At 74.8% G+C, this 17,166-nt stretch carries 12 protein-coding genes; 1 reads left to right on the top strand and 11 read right to left on the bottom strand.

Features of this window, described 5'->3' with window-relative positions; translation table 11 throughout:
* Positions 1 to 42 precede the first annotated feature (42 nt).
* From ABD52_RS00380 to ABD52_RS00340, 9 genes are all read right to left on the bottom strand, one after another.
* The gene (locus ABD52_RS00380; protein ID WP_047890404.1) at positions 43 to 2,124 is read right to left on the bottom strand and encodes a heavy metal translocating P-type ATPase; all 2,082 of its coding nucleotides are present in this window, start codon (positions 2,122 to 2,124) and stop codon (positions 43 to 45) included.
* Between the two features lie 67 nt (positions 2,125 to 2,191).
* A complete protein-coding gene (locus ABD52_RS00375; protein ID WP_013286772.1) occupies positions 2,192 to 2,575 on the bottom strand; it encodes a DUF1622 domain-containing protein in 384 nt (127 codons plus the stop codon).
* A 126-nt stretch (positions 2,576 to 2,701) separates the two neighbouring features.
* On the bottom strand, positions 2,702 to 4,072 hold the full coding sequence (locus ABD52_RS00370) for a cellulose binding domain-containing protein (protein WP_047890433.1): 1,371 nt from the start codon (positions 4,070 to 4,072) through the stop codon (positions 2,702 to 2,704).
* A 20-nt stretch (positions 4,073 to 4,092) separates the two neighbouring features.
* On the bottom strand, positions 4,093 to 5,451 hold the full coding sequence (locus tag ABD52_RS00365; RefSeq protein WP_047890403.1) for a pectinesterase family protein: 1,359 nt from the start codon (positions 5,449 to 5,451) through the stop codon (positions 4,093 to 4,095).
* Between the two features lie 186 nt (positions 5,452 to 5,637).
* On the bottom strand, positions 5,638 to 7,788 hold the full coding sequence (locus ABD52_RS00360; RefSeq protein ID WP_047890402.1) for a sigma-70 family RNA polymerase sigma factor: 2,151 nt from the start codon (positions 7,786 to 7,788) through the stop codon (positions 5,638 to 5,640).
* 120 nt (positions 7,789 to 7,908) lie between these two features.
* Positions 7,909 to 8,574, bottom strand: a complete 666-nt coding sequence (locus ABD52_RS00355; protein WP_013286776.1) for a TcmI family type II polyketide cyclase — start codon at positions 8,572 to 8,574, stop codon at positions 7,909 to 7,911.
* 38 nt (positions 8,575 to 8,612) lie between these two features.
* The gene (locus ABD52_RS00350) at positions 8,613 to 9,839 is read right to left on the bottom strand and encodes a cytochrome P450 (RefSeq protein ID WP_047890401.1); all 1,227 of its coding nucleotides are present in this window, start codon (positions 9,837 to 9,839) and stop codon (positions 8,613 to 8,615) included.
* Positions 9,836 to 10,156, bottom strand: coding sequence for a putative quinol monooxygenase (locus ABD52_RS00345; protein ID WP_047890400.1), 321 nt, complete (start codon positions 10,154 to 10,156; stop codon positions 9,836 to 9,838). The genes ABD52_RS00350 and ABD52_RS00345 overlap by 4 nt, the downstream gene beginning before the upstream one ends.
* Positions 10,153 to 12,432, bottom strand: a complete 2,280-nt coding sequence (locus ABD52_RS00340) for an FAD-dependent oxidoreductase (protein ID WP_047890399.1) — start codon at positions 12,430 to 12,432, stop codon at positions 10,153 to 10,155. Before ABD52_RS00340 ends, ABD52_RS00345 begins: the two co-directional genes overlap by 4 nt.
* Before the next feature lie 181 nt (positions 12,433 to 12,613).
* Between ABD52_RS00340 and ABD52_RS00335 the strand changes: the two genes are divergently transcribed.
* Positions 12,614 to 13,372 (top strand): class I SAM-dependent methyltransferase, encoded by a 759-nt coding sequence (locus ABD52_RS00335; protein ID WP_013476471.1) that lies wholly within the window; start codon positions 12,614 to 12,616, stop codon positions 13,370 to 13,372.
* Between the two features lie 64 nt (positions 13,373 to 13,436).
* Here ABD52_RS00335 and ABD52_RS00330 read toward each other — a convergent pair whose 3' ends face one another.
* Positions 13,437 to 16,154 (bottom strand): LuxR family transcriptional regulator, encoded by a 2,718-nt coding sequence (locus ABD52_RS00330; protein ID WP_047890398.1) that lies wholly within the window; start codon positions 16,152 to 16,154, stop codon positions 13,437 to 13,439.
* 93 nt (positions 16,155 to 16,247) lie between these two features.
* Positions 16,248 to 17,135, bottom strand: a complete 888-nt coding sequence (locus tag ABD52_RS00325) for a lipase (protein ID WP_047890432.1) — start codon at positions 17,133 to 17,135, stop codon at positions 16,248 to 16,250.
* Positions 17,136 to 17,166: the final 31 nt, after the last annotated feature.

The following is a 17,166-nucleotide window of genomic DNA, read 5'->3' as shown; positions in this document are numbered from 1 at the left end:
CACCCGCGAGCCGCGATGCGCCTCGGTGCCCGGAACTGCGGTTCAGTCGGCCGGGGTGATCCGGACCCGCCGCAGCAGCTGGGCGTTGAGCGCCACCACGATCGTCGAGGCGGACATCAGCACCGCGCCCAGCGCCGGACTGAGCGCGACGCCCGCCCAGGCGAGGACACCGGCGGCGAGCGGGATCGCCACCACGTTGTAGCCGGCCGCCCAGGCCAGGTTCTGCCGCATCTTCCGGTACGACGCGCGGGACAGCCGGATCACGCCGCCGACGCCGCGCGGGTCGGAGCCGGCGAGCACCACCCCGGCGGACTCGATCGCCACGTCGGTGCCGGCGCCGATGGCCAGCCCGACGTCGGCGCGGGCGAGCGCCGGTGCGTCGTTGACGCCGTCGCCGACCATCGCCACCGTCAGTCCCCGGCCGCGCAGCTCGGCCACCGCCTTGTCCTTGTCGGCCGGGAGCACCTCGGCGAAGACCTCGTCGACGCCGGGCCGGAACCCGAGGTCGGCGGCGACCGCCTCGGCGACCGGGCGCGCGTCGCCGGTGATCATCACGATCTTGCGTACGCCGAGGTCGCGCAGCTCGGCCACGGCGGCCCGCGCCTCCGGGCGGACCTGGTCCTCCAGCCCGAACGCGGCGGTCACCTCCGGCGGGCCACCCTCGGGCAGGCGGACCAGGTGCAGCACCGCGGCGCCCCGGCCCGACCACTCCTGCGCGGCCCGGGCCAGGTCGTCCGGCACCGCGGCGTCGAGTTCGCGCAGCAGCGCCGGACCGCCGACCGCCCAGTCCACGCCGTCCACAGTGGCGCGCACTCCCCGGCCGGTCAGTGCCCGGAAGCCGCGCGCGGCGGGACGGGCGCCGCGGGCGTCGGCGGCGGCCACCAGCGCCCGGGCCAGCGGGTGCTCGCTGTCGGCCTCCACCGCGCCGGCCAGCGCCAGGGCGACCGCCTCGTCCGTCCCGCCGGTGGAGGCCACCCCGGTCACCGTGTGCCGGCCGGTGGTGAGCGTGCCGGTCTTGTCGAACAGGACCGTGTCGACGGTGCGCATCCGCTCCAGCGCGAGCCGGTCCTTGACCAGGATGCCGGCGCGGGCCGACAGCGCTGTGGACAGCGCCACCACCAGCGGGATGGCCAGGCCGAGCGCGTGCGGGCAGGCGATCACCAACACGGTCACGGTGCGTACCACCGCCTGGTCGGGGTCGCCGAGCAGCGCCCAGACCGCGAACGTCGCGAGGCCGGCGAACGCCGCCAGGTAGAACAGCAGCGCGGCGAACCGGTCGGCGAGCACCTGCGCGCGCCCGCCGGAGGCCTGCGCCTCGGCGACGAGCCGCCCGATGCCGGCCAGCGCGGTGTCCGCGCCGACCGCCTCGACGCGTACCCGGAGGGTGGAGTCGGTGGCGACGGTGCCGGCGACCACCCGGTCCCCGGCGGCGCGGGCCACCGGCCGCGACTCCCCCGTGATCATCGACTCGTCCAGCTCGGCGGCGCCCTCGACGATCCGGCCGTCGGCCGGCACCCGCCCGCCGGGGCGCACCAGCACCAGGTCGCCCACCCGCAGCTCGCCGACCGGCACCGGATGCGGCCGCCCGGCGTCGTCCAGGCGCTCGGCGTCGTCGGGCAGCAGCGCCGCGAGGGCACCGAGCGCGCCGCGCGCCTGCCCGACCGCCCGCATCTCCTGCCAGTGCCCGAGCAGCATGATGGTGACCAGCGCGGCCAGCTCCCACCAGAAGTCGAGATCGAACAGGCCGAGGCTGGTGGCGGCCGAGGCGAGGTACGCGACGACGATCGCCATCGAGATCAGCAGCATCATGCCGGGGGCACGTTCGCGCAGCTCACGCAGCCCGCCGGTGAGGAACGGCCAGCCGCCGTACGCGAACACCACGGTGCCGAGCACCGGGCCGACCCAGCGCACGCCCGGGAACTCGAGCGAGTAGCCGAACCAGTCCATCACCATGTGGCTGGTGGCGACGATCGGTACCGTCAGCGCCAGGCTGAGCCAGAAGCGGCGGCGGAACTGCTCCGGGTCGTGCCCGGCGTGCGCGCCGTGCCCGCCGCCGTGGTCGTCCTGACCGCCGCCGTGGCCGCCGGTGTCGTGGCCTCCGTGGTGGCCGGTTCCGTGCTCCATCGGGCGTCACCTCCATCCGCCACCATACCCCCTGGGGGTAACCGCCGGCGTCCGGTCGGCGCGGTGGTCAGCGCTGGGGGCGGGCGCCGACGCTCGGCCGGTCCGCCGGAGGACGGCCCTGCCAGGGCCAGCGGCCGTCCAGCTCCACCTCCAGCGAGAAACTCAGGAACGTGCGGACCAGCACGATCAGCGCCAGCACGCCGACGCTGGTGAAGGTGGGCGACACCGCTACCGTACGGATGATGTCGCCGCCGACCAGGAACTCCAGGCCGAGCAGGATGGCCCGGCCGACCCCCTGCCGGTACGCCCGGTAGTGCGCGACCACCTGGCGGGTCCGGGCGCAGCGCACCGCGAACACCGCCGTGGCGACCGCGACGCCGACCGCGATGACGAGCACCCCGGCCAGGTCGAGCAGTGCCCCGACGTGCTGGACGATCTCCTTCGTCGGCACCCGGCACCCCCGCACCAGCCTGACCCGTCGGCCACGCCCGCGAGCGGGTTTGCCGGTCGGGCAGCCGGTGGGGGGACGTCCGGCCGGGACGGCGGGGCGGGTGCGCCGCCGTCCCGGCCGGCCCGGTCACTGCCCGATGGCGGCCTGCGGCCCGGCGTACGTGCGCAGCAGTGCGGGAACCTGCGCGGCGGGGTCGAGGCGGTAGGAGTAGAAACTCGACGGGGTGAACGCCGAGCCGCCGGTCTCCCGCTGACCGGTGCAGCCGACGCAGACGCTGCCGCTCTGGCGTAGTTCCGCGGTGTCGTCCCGGTAGTAGGGGTCCTTCACGTTCTCGTAGTAGCTGTTCTCGATCACCAGCTTGGTACGGCCCCGGGAGTAGTTGCCGTACCCCCTGATGTTCTGCAGGTAGTTGTTGAAGAAGTGGGCGTACTGGACGTTGTCGGTGCTGGGATTGCGCACGTTCGTGTCGTGGATCCAGTTGTGGTGCATGGTGATCCGGGCGGTGACGTTGTCCGTCCAGCCGATGCCGAACGCCTTGTTGCCCTCGGCGATGACGTTCCAGGACACGGTCAGGTTCGTGGTGTCCTTCCGGCTGTCGATCAGGCCGTCGTTCATCCGCGTGATCGTGTTGTGGTCGATCCAGATCCGGTTCGCGGTGTCCATCTGGATGCCGTCGTAGTCGAAGTCCTTGTCGTCCGGGTCGTCCGAGGCCACCCGGGTGTCCCGGATGGTCAGGTTGCGGATGATGACGTTGGCGGTGCCGGCGCCGAGGTGGAATCCGCCGTTGACGATCTGCCCGTTCCGCCCGACTCCGACGATCGTCTTGTTCGAGCCGACCGGGATCTCCCGGCCGTACGGGCTGACCGTGATCGCCGCGCCGACCCGGATGACGTACGGCGTGCTGGACGCCGCGTACCGCTCCAGGTCGGCCTGGCTGGTCACGGTGACCGTGGCGCCGGCCGCCCCGCCGGTGGTGCCGGCCGCGCCGGCGAACCCGTCCGGCGCGTTCGAGTACGGCACACCGGCCGGCGGCGCGGTCGGCGTCGGGGACGGCGCACCGGTCGTCGGGGTGACCCCGCCGGTGCAGGCGGTGCCGTTGAGCGTGAACACCGTGGGCGCCGGGTTCGTGGCGCCGCGCGAGCCGGTGAAGCCGAACGAGACGCTCCCCCCGGCCGGCAGGGCGGCGTTCCAGTCGACGTTCGTCGCGGTGACGCTCGACGTCCCGGCCGTAACGGTGGCGTTCCACGACTGGGTGACCTGCTGGCCGGCCGGGAACGTCCAGGCCAGCCGCCAGCCGTTCACCGCGTCGCCCAGGTTCGTGATCGTCACGTCGGCGTTGAAGCCGCCGCTCCACTCGCTGCTGACCCGGTAGTCGACCCGGCAGCCGGCCGCCGCCTGGGCGGTGACCGCGGTGACCGCGCCGAGCGCCGCCAGCGCCGCGGTCGTGCCGAGCACCAGCGCGGTACGCCAGGGCCGGCCCTTCTTCGTGACAGTCATGCCGTTCTCCAACATCGTGATCACAACGGGTTCCACCCGTCGGTGCCGGCGAGGTATCTCTGCGGTGTGTAGGTGGCGGCCTGGGCGTCGCTGAGCTGCGGCCGGTTGCCGTTGACCGTCGCGCCGGGGCCGGTGTTGCGGTATTCGGAGAAGCGGGCGTTCTGCCAGGTGGCGTCGCCCATGTTCGTCCACGGCTGGACGTTGCGGACCGTGCCGCTGAGCGTGGACTCCCGGTAGAGCACCTGCGCGCCCTGGCGCCACGGCCGGCCGAGGGTGGTGTTGTTGTTCCCGGTGCCGGTGATCGTCGACCGGTAGAACAGGAAGCCGTACGTCTTGGCGGCGTCCGTGCTGGCGGCGGTGACGGTGCCGCCGCTGGAACGCTTCTCGTGGATGGTGCAGGCGTGGAAGACGATCGTGCCGCCGCCGAAGATGAAGTCGGTGGTGCCCTCGACGTAGGAGTCGACCACGTACGCCCGGGTGCGGTCGTTGACCAGGAAGGTGTCCTGATCACCGAGGAGGCGTACGTTGCGCAGCACCGCACGGTCGGCGTTGAGGTGCAGCGCGACCGCCTGCTGGCCGCTGGTCACCGAGCCCTCGTCGAAGTCGTTGGCGATGGTCAGGTTCTCCGCCACGAAGTCGGACCCGTCGACGAACATGCTGGCGCTGCCGGAGGTGCCGCTGCTGTTCGCCGAGTTGTTGAAGACGATCACGGTGTTCGCCGGTGACGTGCCGAGTCCCCGGAACGTGATGTGGGGTTTGTTCGACGGCACCCGCACCACCTGGCGGTAGGTGCCCGGCTTGATGGTGACGACCCGCCGTGTGGTGTTGTTCGCCGGCACCGCGTCGACGGCCTCCTGCACGGTGCGGTAGGTGCCGGTGCCGTCGGCCGCCACGGTCGCCGTGCCGGTCGGCGGCGGTGACGTCGGCGCGGCGGTGGGCGTGGGCGAGCCGGACGAGCCGGTACAGGTGACGCCGTTGAGCGTGAACGTGGCCGGGCTCGGGTTCGTGACGCCGTTCCAGGTGCCGTTGAACCCGGCCTCGACGCTCGCGCCGGTGCCGATGGTGGCGTTCCAGTCGACGTTGGCCGCGACCACTGACGCGCCTGTCGAGCTGGTGGTGAAGCCCCACGCCTGGGTGACTGACTGCCCGGCCGGGAACGTCCAGCCGAGACGCCAGCCGGTGAGGCTGTCGCCGAGATTCCGGATGGTGACGGCGGCGGTGAAGCCGCCGGCCCACTGCGCGGTGACCCGGTAGCCGACCTGGCAGCCCGCGGCGGCCTGGGACGGGCCGGCGGTGGCGACGCCGACGGCGGCGGTCGCGGTGGTGGTGACGAGGACGGCGAACAGGGCCGCCGCCCGTCGTCGGACGAGTTGTCTCACGGTTCTCCCCGGGGATCCTGGGTGTGCGGTGTGTCGGCCTCCGCCGTCACCGCCATCGCTGGCGGCGGCCCTCACGGCGGCGGCCGGTGCCCGGTGACGGATGCTGCCCGGCTACCCGTCACCACACAGACGGGGCGGTCCGGCCGCGACAACGCTTTTTCTCGCGCCGGTTTTCCGCCGGACGCCTCAGCGGGCTGTCAGGTCGGCGCCGAGCCGGGTGCCGGTGCCCAGGTAGCCGGTGGACGGCAACGTCCCGTCGGCGCGCCGGGGCCCCTCGGCCGTCCGCGGATCGGTGGACCGCAGCCGGGCGGCGCTCCAGCCGTCGTCGTCCCACGAGTTTCCGGTGGCGGCGACGCGCTCACCGCCGCGGGCCGGCGTCCGGTTGTCCAGGGCCAGGTTCCACCGAGCCGTGCCGCCGGCGCCGGTCAGGTCGAAGCCGGCGCCACCGTTGCGGAACGCGGTGTTGCCGGTGAGGTCGATCCGGCCGGCGTTGGCCTCCACACCGAATCCGTGCCCCCGGTTGCCCCAGGCGGCGTTGTCCCGCACCCGGTGACCGGCCGGGACCGGTTCCCCGCCGCCGAGCGAGAAGCCGTACCCGTTGCTGTCCCAGCCGGTCACGCCCCACCGGTTCTGCCCGTTGCCGTAGGACCAGTTCCGCTCCACGGTGACCGGGTCGGCGAAGCCGCCGAGGTCGATGCCGTCGTCGGCGTTGTGGAAGGTCCGGTTGCCGCGCAGCACGTTGCCCGCGCCGTCGCCGAACTTGACCGCGAGCCCCACGCCGGCGCCGCCCGGGTCCGCCGGGTCGTAGCTGCGGAAGAAGTCGCTGTCGAGCACCTGGTTGCCCACTGTGCCCGGGTCGCGCAGCGTCAGGCCGGAACGGGCGTTGTCGTGCACGGACAGGCGACGGAACACGGTGTGGGAGCAGGCCCGGCAGACCCAGGCGTGGCTGCGGGAGCCGCGTACCTCGATGTCCTGCACGGTCCACCAGGCGGTCCGCTGGGTGACGGCCCAGGCGTCCGCGGGCACCGCGGCGGCGTCGAGCACCGGCCGCTCGCCCCGGTATGCGCTGAGCACGATGCGCCGGTCCGCCGTGCCGTCCGTACCGATGGTCACCGGTTCGGTCATCCGGTACGTGCCACCGCGCAGGGCGATGGTCTGGCCGGGCCGGACCACCTCGGCCGCTCGGTTCAGCGTGGCGTACGGACGGCGGAGGCTGCCGTCGCCGTCGTCGCTGCCGTCCGGGGCGACGACGATGTCGGCGTCGGTCACGCCGGTGAGCGCACGCGACGGACGCGGCGACGGGACGGCGGACGGGGCGGCGGACGGCGTTGCGGCGGCCGACGGCCCGCCCCGGACCGGGAGCGTGGGCGCGGCGGCCACCACACCGTCCCGGCCGTCCGGCTCATGGCGCACGGCAAGGGTGAGCGCGGTGACGGCCAGGACCGCGACCGTGCCGGCGGCGACCGCCGCCTTCGACGACAACGCCCGCCGCAGGCCGCCCACCGCGGCCGGCGCCACGGGCGGGACCGCCACCACCGCCGGTTGCGCTTCGAGCGCCGCGCGCAGTCCGGCGGCCAGGCCGGCCGGCACCGCCAGCCCGGCCAGGCCGGGCAGGATCTGCTCCGGCGTGCCGCGGCGTCCGCCCGCGGCGAGGCAGGCCGGGCAGGCCAGGACATGCCGGCTCAGCCGTTTGCGCCACAGCGGCACGAGCGTGCCGTCCCACGCCCGAGCGGCGACGGCCAGGCCGGGGCAGCGCGGCCGGGCCCGCCACGCGGCCAGGACGGTGTACGCCTGCGCGAGCCGGGAGCGCATCCGCTGGATCCGGACCGCCGCGTGGGAGGCGCCGACCCCGAGTGCCTCGCCCACGTCGCCGCGGGTCAGCTCCCCGTCCAGCTCCCGCCACCACAGCGCGAGCACCTCACGGTCGTCGGCGTCGAGCCAGGCGACCGCGGAGAGCACGTCCCGTCGCCGGGCGTCCCGGTCCACCTCGGACAGGGCCGCGCCCGCGGTGTCCGCGTCCGGATCCGGCACCTCCGCGTACGGATCCAGCGGCACCTGGCGGGCCCCGGCCCGGCAGGTGGCGTGTTCGCGGACCTGGCGGATGGCGATGGTGACCAGCCAGGCGCGGAACCGGTCCGGCTCGCGCAGCGTGGGCAGCCGCTCGACGACGCGGAGCATGACCTCCTGCACCACGTCGTCGACATCGGCGTGCCCGGCCAGCGCGCGTCCGACCACGTTGTACACCAGCGGCAGATGGGCGGCGAGAAGCGCGGTGAGCACGGCCCGGTCACCCTGGCGTGCCGCCGTCACCAGTTCGACGTCCACCGCCGCCGTCACGGCGCACCGCCCTCCGGCTCCCGGAAGACGTGCCACCGCCGGCGATCGTGGGAGCGCGCCCACGAGGCTGGCACAGGGTCACCGGGTTGTAAACCCCGCTCGTGGTCGCGTCCGGGGCGCTCAGTCCTGGGCCTGCCAGCGGTAGAAGACGGTGGCCACCGAGTCCTGCGGGCCCTGCCACCGGTCCGGCCGGTACGGCTCGATGTACGGGCCCAGGTCCTGCATCACCTTGCCGAACGCGGGCTTGTCGCCGTGCTGGTCCCGGGTGGCCTCGGCCGCCGACGACTCCTGTTCGAGCAGGTGCACGTAGACGTCGTCGATCGAGTAGAGCCAGCGCCCGGTGACCCCGAGGTCGGCCGGGAGCGACCCGGCGTCGGACTCGGCGAAGACCCGTGCCACGTCCGGCTCGGCGCCCGGCTTGATCCGCCCGACGATCACGGTGAGCGTGGTGTCGGCGGGCGGCTCGCCCTCGGGCGCCCAGTGGTAGAACTCCTTCGCCACCGAGTCCGACGGGTTCTTCCAGTAGCGCGGGTAGGGCGTGACGTACGGGCCGATCTCCTCGGCGATCTTCTGGAAGGCGGGCAGGCCGCGGGTCTGCCCGGAGATCCGCGGGTCCTGCTCCCGCTCGATCACGTGGATGTAGAGGTCGTGGTGCGACAGCAGGTACCGGCCGATGACGCCCAGGTCCTGCGGCCGGGTGGCCTGGTCGTAGTGGCCGAACACGCCGCCGACGATCTGCTCGCTGCCGGGGACCATGTGACAGACGATCACGTTGCGGAAGACCATGACTGCTCCTTGGTGGGTGGGTTCGGACGGCGGCGCCGTCACGCGGTGAAGGTGACAGGCAGTTCCAGCAGGCCGCGGAACGGCGAGGCGGCGGGGAGCCGGCGCACCTCGGCGAGCGGCACGCCGAGACGCAGTCCGGGCAGCCGGCGCAGCAGCGCGCCGAGCGCGAGTTCGGCCTCCATCCGGGCCAGCGAGACGCCCAGGCAGTAGTGGACGCCGTGACCGAACCCGAGGTGCGGGCCCCGGACGCGGCGCAGGTCCAGCCGGTCCGGGTCGGCGAAGTGCGCCGGGTCGTGGTTGGCCGCGTTGATCGCGACCCCGACGATCGCGCCGCGCGGGATGCGTACGTCCTGGTAGTCGACGTCCTCGGTGGCGATGCGCGGGCTGGCCACGGGCAGCGGCCCGTCGAAGCGCAACAGCTCCTCGATCGCGGCGGGCAGCAGACGCGGCGTGGCGCGCAGCAGTTCCATCTGCTCGGGGTGGGTCAGCAGGGCCAGTACGGCGTTGCCGAGGAAGTCGGCGGTGGTCTGGTGCCCGGCGAACAGCAGCAGGAACGTGGTGGTGACCAGTTCCGCCTCGGACAGCGTCCCGTCCTGGTCGACCGCCTTGATCAGCGCGCCGATGATGTCGTCGGCCGGGTCGTCGCGTTTGGCGCGGACCAGCCCGGCCAGGTAGTGGTGCAGCCGGAGCTGGGCCTCCTGCACCGCCGCCCGCTCCTGCGCGGGAGGCCGGCTGGTGGAGCCGGAGGTGCGGATGACCTGGGTCCAGTCGAGCACCCGGCCGTGGTCGACGGGCGGCACGCCGAGCAGTTCGCAGATGACTGTCATCGGCAGCGGGATGGCGAAGTCGTGCATCAGGTCCGCCTCGCCGTGCGGCGCCATCTTGTCGATGAGCTGGTCGACGATCGACGCCACCCGGGGGCGCAGCGCCTCGATCCGCCGGGGCGCGAACGCCTGCGACACCACCCGGCGCAGCCGGGTGTGCTCGGGCGGGTCGGAGTTGAGCATGTTGCGGTTCAGACCCTCGGAGTTCGGGCCGAAGATCTTCAGGTAGTGCTGCTCCGGTCCGTACAGGTCCTTGGACAGGCGCGGGTCGGTCAGCGCGGTGCGGGCGTCGTCGAAGCGGGTGATGAGCCAGGAGTCGAAGCGCGGCGAGCCGACCGGGCAGACCGGCCGCTCGGCGCGCAGCCGGGCCAGGGTGGGGTACGGGTCGGCAGCGAACGCGTCGGTGTAGAGTTCGCTCGCCGGCACCACGTCGTCGGTCATCGCCCCTCCCCCGGCCCGCCGGTCACGCTGTGCAGCACCTGGTAGGTGTGCCGGTCGGCGGACTCCCGCAGCTCACGGATGATGCTCAGCAGCCGGTCCCGGTGCGAGCTGCGCCCGAACGCGTCGAGCCGCTCGCGGTCCGCCCAGTCGCTGATGATCAGATAGCTGCGCGGGTCGTCGGCGTCGCGGACCAGGTCCTGGTGCAGGCAGCCGTCCAGGGTGCGGATCTGTGCGGCGGCGGTGAGCCACTCCGCCTCGAAGCGCTCCTCGCAGCCCTCCCGGGTCCGCATCGACAGCACGGTCCGGACCCGGCTCACCGGGCGCTCCCGAACACCAGGTGCAGGTGCTTGCGCAGCGCGTCGGGGTCGACCGGCGCGCCCCGGAACCCGATGTGCCCGTCCGGGCGGATCAGGTACAGGCCGGTGCCGTCCAGCCCGTACGCGGCGCGGAAGCGGCGCTCGGCGTCGCGCACCACGGGCGGGTCGAGCAGTCGCGGTTCGTCGGCGTCCGGGTCGAGCAGCAGGTACGCCTCGACTTCCCCGCCGGCGAGCCGGCGCGCGTCGGCGCACAGGCCGGTGAACGCGGCCAACTGCCCCGCGTCGACCGTGCGGTCGGCGTAGAGCAGCAGCGTGTGCCGGGTGCCCCGGGTCAGATCGCGCAGCCGCAGCGGGTGGCCGACGCCGCGCCGGCGCAGCCCGTCGACGTCGGGCGCGATGTCGCCGGGGCGGGGCGCGTCACCGAGCGCGGCCGGGTCGGCGACGGTCTCCCCGACCAGCGGGCTGCCGGCGTAACTGAGCAGCATGGACATCTCCTGGAGGAACTGCCGTTCCAGGTCGGCGCGGTCCACCTCCTCGGTGCCGGCCATCCGTACCGCCCGGCCGACGATCTCCTCGCCCTCCGGCCGCCGCTCGGTCTCGTAGCTGTCGAGCAGGCCGGGCGCGGCGAGACCGCGTACCGCCAGGGCGAGCTTCCAGGCGAGGTTCCAGGTGTCCTGGATGCCGGTGTTCATGCCCTGTCCGCCGGCCGGCGGGTGCAGGTGGGCGGCGTCCCCGGCGACGAACACCCGACCGTCGCGGTAGCGGTCGACGATGCCGTGGCTGATCCGGAACACCGACGACCAGCGCAGGTTGCTCGCCCGGGTGCCGGGCGGTGCCAGGCGGTCCAGCGCGGCCTGCACGTCCTCGATCGTCGGTTCGTCGAGTTCCTCGCTGAACCCGGGCGGGGCGTCCCGTCCGCCGGTCTGGGCGAAGAACCGGGGCGGGGCGAGGGTGGCGATGCGGTAGCGGTGCTCGCCGCGCAGCGGTACGCAGACGAGCATCCCGTCCATCTGCCCGTCGGTCATGTGCAGGAACCGCAGCAGGTGCCCGTCCGGCATGTCCCAGTCCACGTCGACGTCCACCAGCATGAACAGTTGCGGGAACCGGCCGAGCCCGCCGGTGAAGGTGAGCCCGAGCCGCTCCCGTACCCGGCTGTGCGCGCCGTCGGCGCCGACCAGGTACGCCGCGCGTACCGTCTCGGTGCCGCCGTCGGCGGTGCGGACTGTGGCGGTCACGCCGTCGGCGTCCTGGGTGAAGTCGACGAGTTCGGCACCGCGCTGCGGGCGGACCCCGAGCGTGGCCAGCCGGGCGGTGAGGATCCGTTCGGTCTCGTACTGCGGCAGGCCGAGGTGGGCGTACGGCAGGCCGGGCAGTTCCCAGCTCATCCGGTGGGTCTGCTCGCCGTTGACGAAGACCGTGTTGCCGGTGAGCCAGATGCCGGCGTCCATGGCCTCGCGGACGACGCCCTGCTCCTCCCAGATCTCCATGGTCCGGCAGTGCACACCGATCGCCTTGTCGGCGTGGCCGGGCGGGGTGGCCTGCTTGTCGATCACCAGGCAGTCGATGCCCCGCCGGGCCAGTTCGACGGCGGCGGTCAGCCCGGTGGGCCCCGCCCCGACGACGAGTACGTCTGTTGTCCTGTGCACGTCGGCCTCCCAGCCCGTGGTGGGTTGTCGGCGGCCGTCCGCGTCGGGCACGACGTGGAACAGCCGGCGCCGGATGTCGAGAAGGAACGGCGCGATCGGCCCGGCCTGCGCCGAGGCGTGGGCCGGGTCGCCGATCCAGGCGAGGAACGGCGCGGCGCCGTCCCACTCGGCGAAGATGTGGTGGATGTCCGAGCCGGGCTCCCGCAGCAGTTGTTCGCGGCGGTAGCCGGGTATCGCCGCCATCCGCCGGACCACCTCGGGGTAGCCGCTGTGGAACTCGGCAAGCCGGTCGAGCGGCACTGTCAGTTCGACGTCCACGTAGACCGGACCCGTCCCGTCCCCGGTCTCGCGCATCAGCGGGTAGCCGGGGTCGCCGTCCGGCTCGGTCAGCGGCCGGAGCAGGTCGGCCAGGCGGGCCGCCACCGGCCCCCGCCGGTACGCGCGCAGTGCCGCGTCGTCGGCCCACTCGGTGACGACGACGAAGCCGCGCGGGTCGAGGGCGTCGCGCAGCAGCTCGTGCCGCAGGTTGCCGGCCAGCGCGCCGAGCTGCCCGGCGACCGTCTCGAAGGCCGGCCCGACCGCGGGCTCGCAGCCGGTGCGCGCGCGCAGCCGGAGCATCGTCCTGATCATGCAGCCCCCTCGAACGGTGCCGTCGTCGTGCCGCGACCCTGCCGCAGCGCGCGTCACCCGCTCGTCACCGTCGACCCGCCGCACGTCCGGTCCCGGTGACGCCGCCGGGACGGCGGCGCTTATTGCAAAACTTTGGCAACAAGTCTCGACAGGTCCATCAGCGGTAACTATCGTGAGCGGCATGACTCCTTACGATTTGGATGTGCGGGCCTGGCAGGAGAGCTGGGACCGGCAGCAGGAGGCGTACCTGCCCGACCGGGAGCACCGCTTCGCGGCGATGCTCGACGCCGTCGAGGCGGTCGCCGGCGACCGGCCGCCACGGGTGCTCGACCTGGCCGGCGGCACCGGATCGATCAGCCTGCGGACGCTGGCCCGCCGGCCGGACGCCGAGGTGACGGTGCTCGACCTCGACCCGGTGCTGCTCACCCTCGCCGAGGCGGCGCTGGCCGGGCGGGCCACTGTGGTGACCGCCGACCTCAACCGGCCCGACTGGGCCGCCGCGCTGCCGCACCGCGACTACGACGCCGTGCTCACCGCGACCGCCCTGCACTGGCTCGACGGCCCGCGCCTCGCGCGGTTGTACGGCGAGATCCGCGACGTGCTGCGCCCCGGCGGGGTGTTCGTCAACGCCGACCACATGCCCGACGAGGGGATGCCGACGCTGACCGACCGGCTGCACACGCGGGCCGGCGAGCAGCGGGCGGCCCGGCACCGCGCGGGCGCGGCGCTGTCCTGGTCGGACTGGTGGGAGCAGGCGGCCGACGATCCGGTGCTCGGGCCGCTCGTGGAGAAGCGGCGGCAGATCTACCCGACCGGGCACAGCCCGGAGTGGAACCCGCCCGCGGCGTGGCACCTGGACGCGCTGCGCGCGGCGGGCTTCACCGAGGCCGGCGTGCTCTGGCGCGGCGGCGCGGACGCCGCGGTGGCCGCACTGCGCTGACCCCGGCGGCGCACCCGGCCCGGCGGCGACCGGCGCCGCGCGGGTGCCCGACGGCGGCGGGCGGTCAGGACAGCAGTCGGGCCAGTTCGGTACGCGAGCGCACGCCCAGCCGGTGGAAGACGTTGCGCAGGTGGTGGTCGACGGTCCGGGTGGACAGGCACATGCGGGTGGCGATCTCCCGGTTGGTCGCCCCTTCCGCGACCAGCCGGGCGATGTGCAGTTGCTGCCCGGTCAGCAACTGCTCCGGGCCGTGCCGCACCGGCCCGACCGACTCCCCCGCCGCGCGCAGTTCCTCCCCCGCCCGGTCGGCCCAGACGGCGGCGCCGAGCAGGGTGAACGCCTCCCGGGCCCGGTGCAGGTGCGCGCGGGCGTCCCGGGGCCGGCGCCGGCGGCGCAGCTCGCGGCCGAACAGCAGCTCGGTGCGGGCGCGCTCGAACCGGTCGGTGTCGGCCGGGTGCAGCCGCAGCGCCGCGTGGAACTCGCGTTCGGCCTCCGGACCGCCGCGCGGCGCGAGCAGCGCCCGGCAGCGCGCGGCGAGCGCCCGCCGCGACGGGCTCGCCGTACTGCTGGCCCAGTGGTCGAACACGGCGAGCGCGGCGGCCGGCCGCCCGCCGTCGTGGGCGGCGGCCTCCACGAGGTACGGCGTGGCCATCACCTGGACCAGCACCTGCCCCCGGCCGGTGCGGGTGCGGGCCAGCGCGGACAGCCGGGCCACCGCGTCGGCGTACCGGCCGTCGATCAGGTCCAGTACGCCGAGCGCCCAGCGGGCGTACGCGTCCGGCCGGCTCCCCGGCGCGGCCCCGTCACCGATCTCGGCGATCCGGGCCAGCGCGGCGTCCCGGTCGGCGCGTACCGCGGCCAGCACGGCGAGGATGCCGAGATGCACCTGGGCGCACACGTGCTGGCCGCCGGCGCGAGCGGCGCGTACGCCCTCGCGGGCGGTCTCCGCCGCGGCCTCGTGCCGGCCCAGCCAGTATTCGGCGACGGCCCGCAGCTCCAGCGCCCGGGGCAGCAGCGACAGCTCGCCGCGTGCGCGGGCCACCTCCACCGCCCGGCCGGCGAGCCGGTGCGCGGGACCGTCCACGGCGACCAGCAGGGCGGCTGCGGCGGCGCAGACGAGCGCGCCGGGGGTGAGCGCGGGCCCGGTCAGCCGGCCGCCGATGACGACGACCCGGCGCAGCGCCGGGCCGCCGCGCCCGTGGTCACCCCGCAGCGTCGCCCCGACGCCCGAGGCGAACGTGGCCAGCAGGTCGAGTTCGGGCGGGTCGCCGGGCCGCCGCAGCGCCTCGGCCCGGCGGGCCACCTCGGCGTACCGGTACTGGTCGCCGGTGACGCAGATGGCCTCGCCGGCCCGGACCAGCGCCAGCAGCGCGGCCCGCCGGTCGGCCGGCGCGACCGCGTCGGCGGCGCCCAGCAGCGTGGCGACCGCGGCGGCGGGCGCGTCGCAGCGCAGCTGCATGTCGCCGCGGAGCAGGTCGGCCCGGCCCTCGGCGGGCGACGCGCCGGGCAGGCGTCGCAGCAGCCCTCGGGCCTGGTCCGGGTCGCCTGCTGTCCAGGCGCACCGCGCGGCCGCGACTGTCAGTTCGGCGGCGCGGCCGGGGTCGGGGCTCAGTTCGGCGGCGCGGCGCAGCACGACCGCCGCGGCGGCGCGGTCCGGCACCTCGTCGACAGCCGCGGTCAGCTCGGCGGCGAGCACGTCGGAGGGACAGTCGGCGGCGGTGGCGTGGCGCAGCGCCCGGCCCAGCGCGCCCTCGGCGAGCGTGCCGGCCAGCAGCAGGTGGGCCGCGCGCAGGTCGGCGAGCGGCGCGACGGCGGTGATCATCGTACGGGCGAGCGGGTGCGGGAACGTCGCCCCGCCGGGCCCGGTGCGCAGCAGGCCGGCGGCCTCGGCGGGGGCGAGCGCCTCGACGGTCAGGCCGGCCGCCCACGCGGCGCGCACCAGCGTGCCCGGGTCGTCTCCGGGGTCGAGCGCGGCGAGCAGCACCATCCGCCGGGTCGGCACCGGCAGCCGGTCCAGGCGGGCCCGGTACGCGGCGGCGAGCGCGCCGTCCACCGGCGGCGCGTCGGGCAGCGGCGCCTCGCCCCGCCACTGGGCGGGGGTGAGCGTGCCGGCCAGGTCGGCGAGCGCGGCCGGGCTGCCCCGGCTGAGCGCGGCCAGTGCGGCGGCCACCGGCGCGGGTGGCCGCTCCCGCAGTCCGGCGAGCATCGCGTGGCACTCGTGGGCGTCCAGCGGACGCAGCCCGTGGGCCGGCACACCGTCGACAGTGGCCGGGGCGGTCGCGGTCAGCAGCATCGCCACCGGCAGCCGGCGCAGCCGGCGCGCCACCACGGCCAGCGTCCAGGCGCTCTGCGGATCGCCGGTGTCGAGGTCGTCCACCGTGCACAGCAGTGGGCGGTCCGCCGCCACGGCGGCGAGCAGGGACCGCACCGCCGCGGCCAGGGCCAGCCGCTGCTCGGCCGGGCACCCGTCGCCGCCCAGCGCCCGGCGCAGCAGCCGGCGTTGCCGCACCGGGAGTGCGGTGTCCGCGTCCAGCACCGGGTCGAGCAGGCGGTGCAGCCCGGCGTAGGGCAGTGTCGCCTCGTCGGCCAGGCCGCCGCCGGCGAGCACCGCGCGCTGCCCGGCCCACCTGCGGGCGTACGCCAGCAGCGCGCTGCGCCCGGAGCCGGGCGGCCCGTGGAACAGCAGGGCGCCGCCGTCGTCGCGGTCGAGGAGCCGGCGGATCGCGTCGCACTCGTCGTCCCGGCCCCGCAAGGCTATATGCACTGTCGATGCAGAAACCATGCATGCAGTGTCACAGATGGGCAACCCGTCGGAAAAGAGGCGGACACGCTCCCGGGGTGGCCGCCGTGGCGACCACCCCGGGAGCGGAGGGGATCAGGAGCTGGGGCAGGTGTTGCGGTACTCCTCGATCGCCGACCCGGTCGGGCCCGGGCAGAGGAACTGCTCGTAGCGGGTGTCGTCGTCGACGAACCGCTTCAGCCACGCGACCGTCTGCTTCGCCGTCGGCGTGTTCACGGTCTGCGGGAAGAAGTGGCTCGCGCCGTTCAGCTCCAGGTACGCCTTCTCCGAGGACGCCGGGATGCTGTTGTAGAACGGGATCGAGTGGCTCGCCACCGGTGCCACGCTGTCGCTCTCGCCGCCGATGATGAGCGTCGGCACCCGTACGTCGGACCAGGTCTTGTCCAGGTTCCACGGCGCGAGCGGGACGGCGGCCTGCAACGACGGCCGGGCCGCCGCGGCCTCCAGGCTGCCGCCGCCACCCATCGAGTGCCCGGCCACTGCCAGCCGGGAGGAGTCGATCCGGCCGCGCACCGAACTGCGCTGGGTCAGGTAGTCCAGCGCGGCCAGGAGCTGGCGGCCCCGGCTGTCCGGCTGGTCCAGCCGGGTGTTGGTCTCGATGCCGATCACCACGAAGCCGTGCGAGGCGATCCGCGGTCCGAGCCAGCTCAGGCTGGACCAGGAGGCGGTGTAGCCGGGCGAGATGGCGACCGCGCCGAAGGTGCCCTCGGCGGTGCTGGTCGGGTAGTAGATGACGCCGCCGCCGAAGCCGGTCACGCTCAACGAGGAGACGTTGATCGACGAGGTGGCGAACGGGCCGCGGCTGGCCTCCAGGATGGCGCTCGTGGGCGCCGGGCCGCGCTCGTAGGGGCTGGCCGCGCTCGCCGCGGCCGGGACGGCGAGGGCGCCGCCGGTGGCGAGCAGTGCCGCCACGGCGAGACGGGCGAGGGCACGGACGGGGGTACGGGAACGGGCGGTGGGCACGTCGGTCACTCCTTGCGCCGGAATTACATCG

The sequence above is a fragment of the Micromonospora sp. RV43 genome (assembly GCF_001029515.1).
Lineage (GTDB): Bacteria > Actinomycetota > Actinomycetes > Mycobacteriales > Micromonosporaceae > Micromonospora > Micromonospora aurantiaca.
The sequence above is the reverse complement of the archived record's forward strand: the minus strand, read 5'-3'. Positions and strand labels throughout refer to the sequence as shown.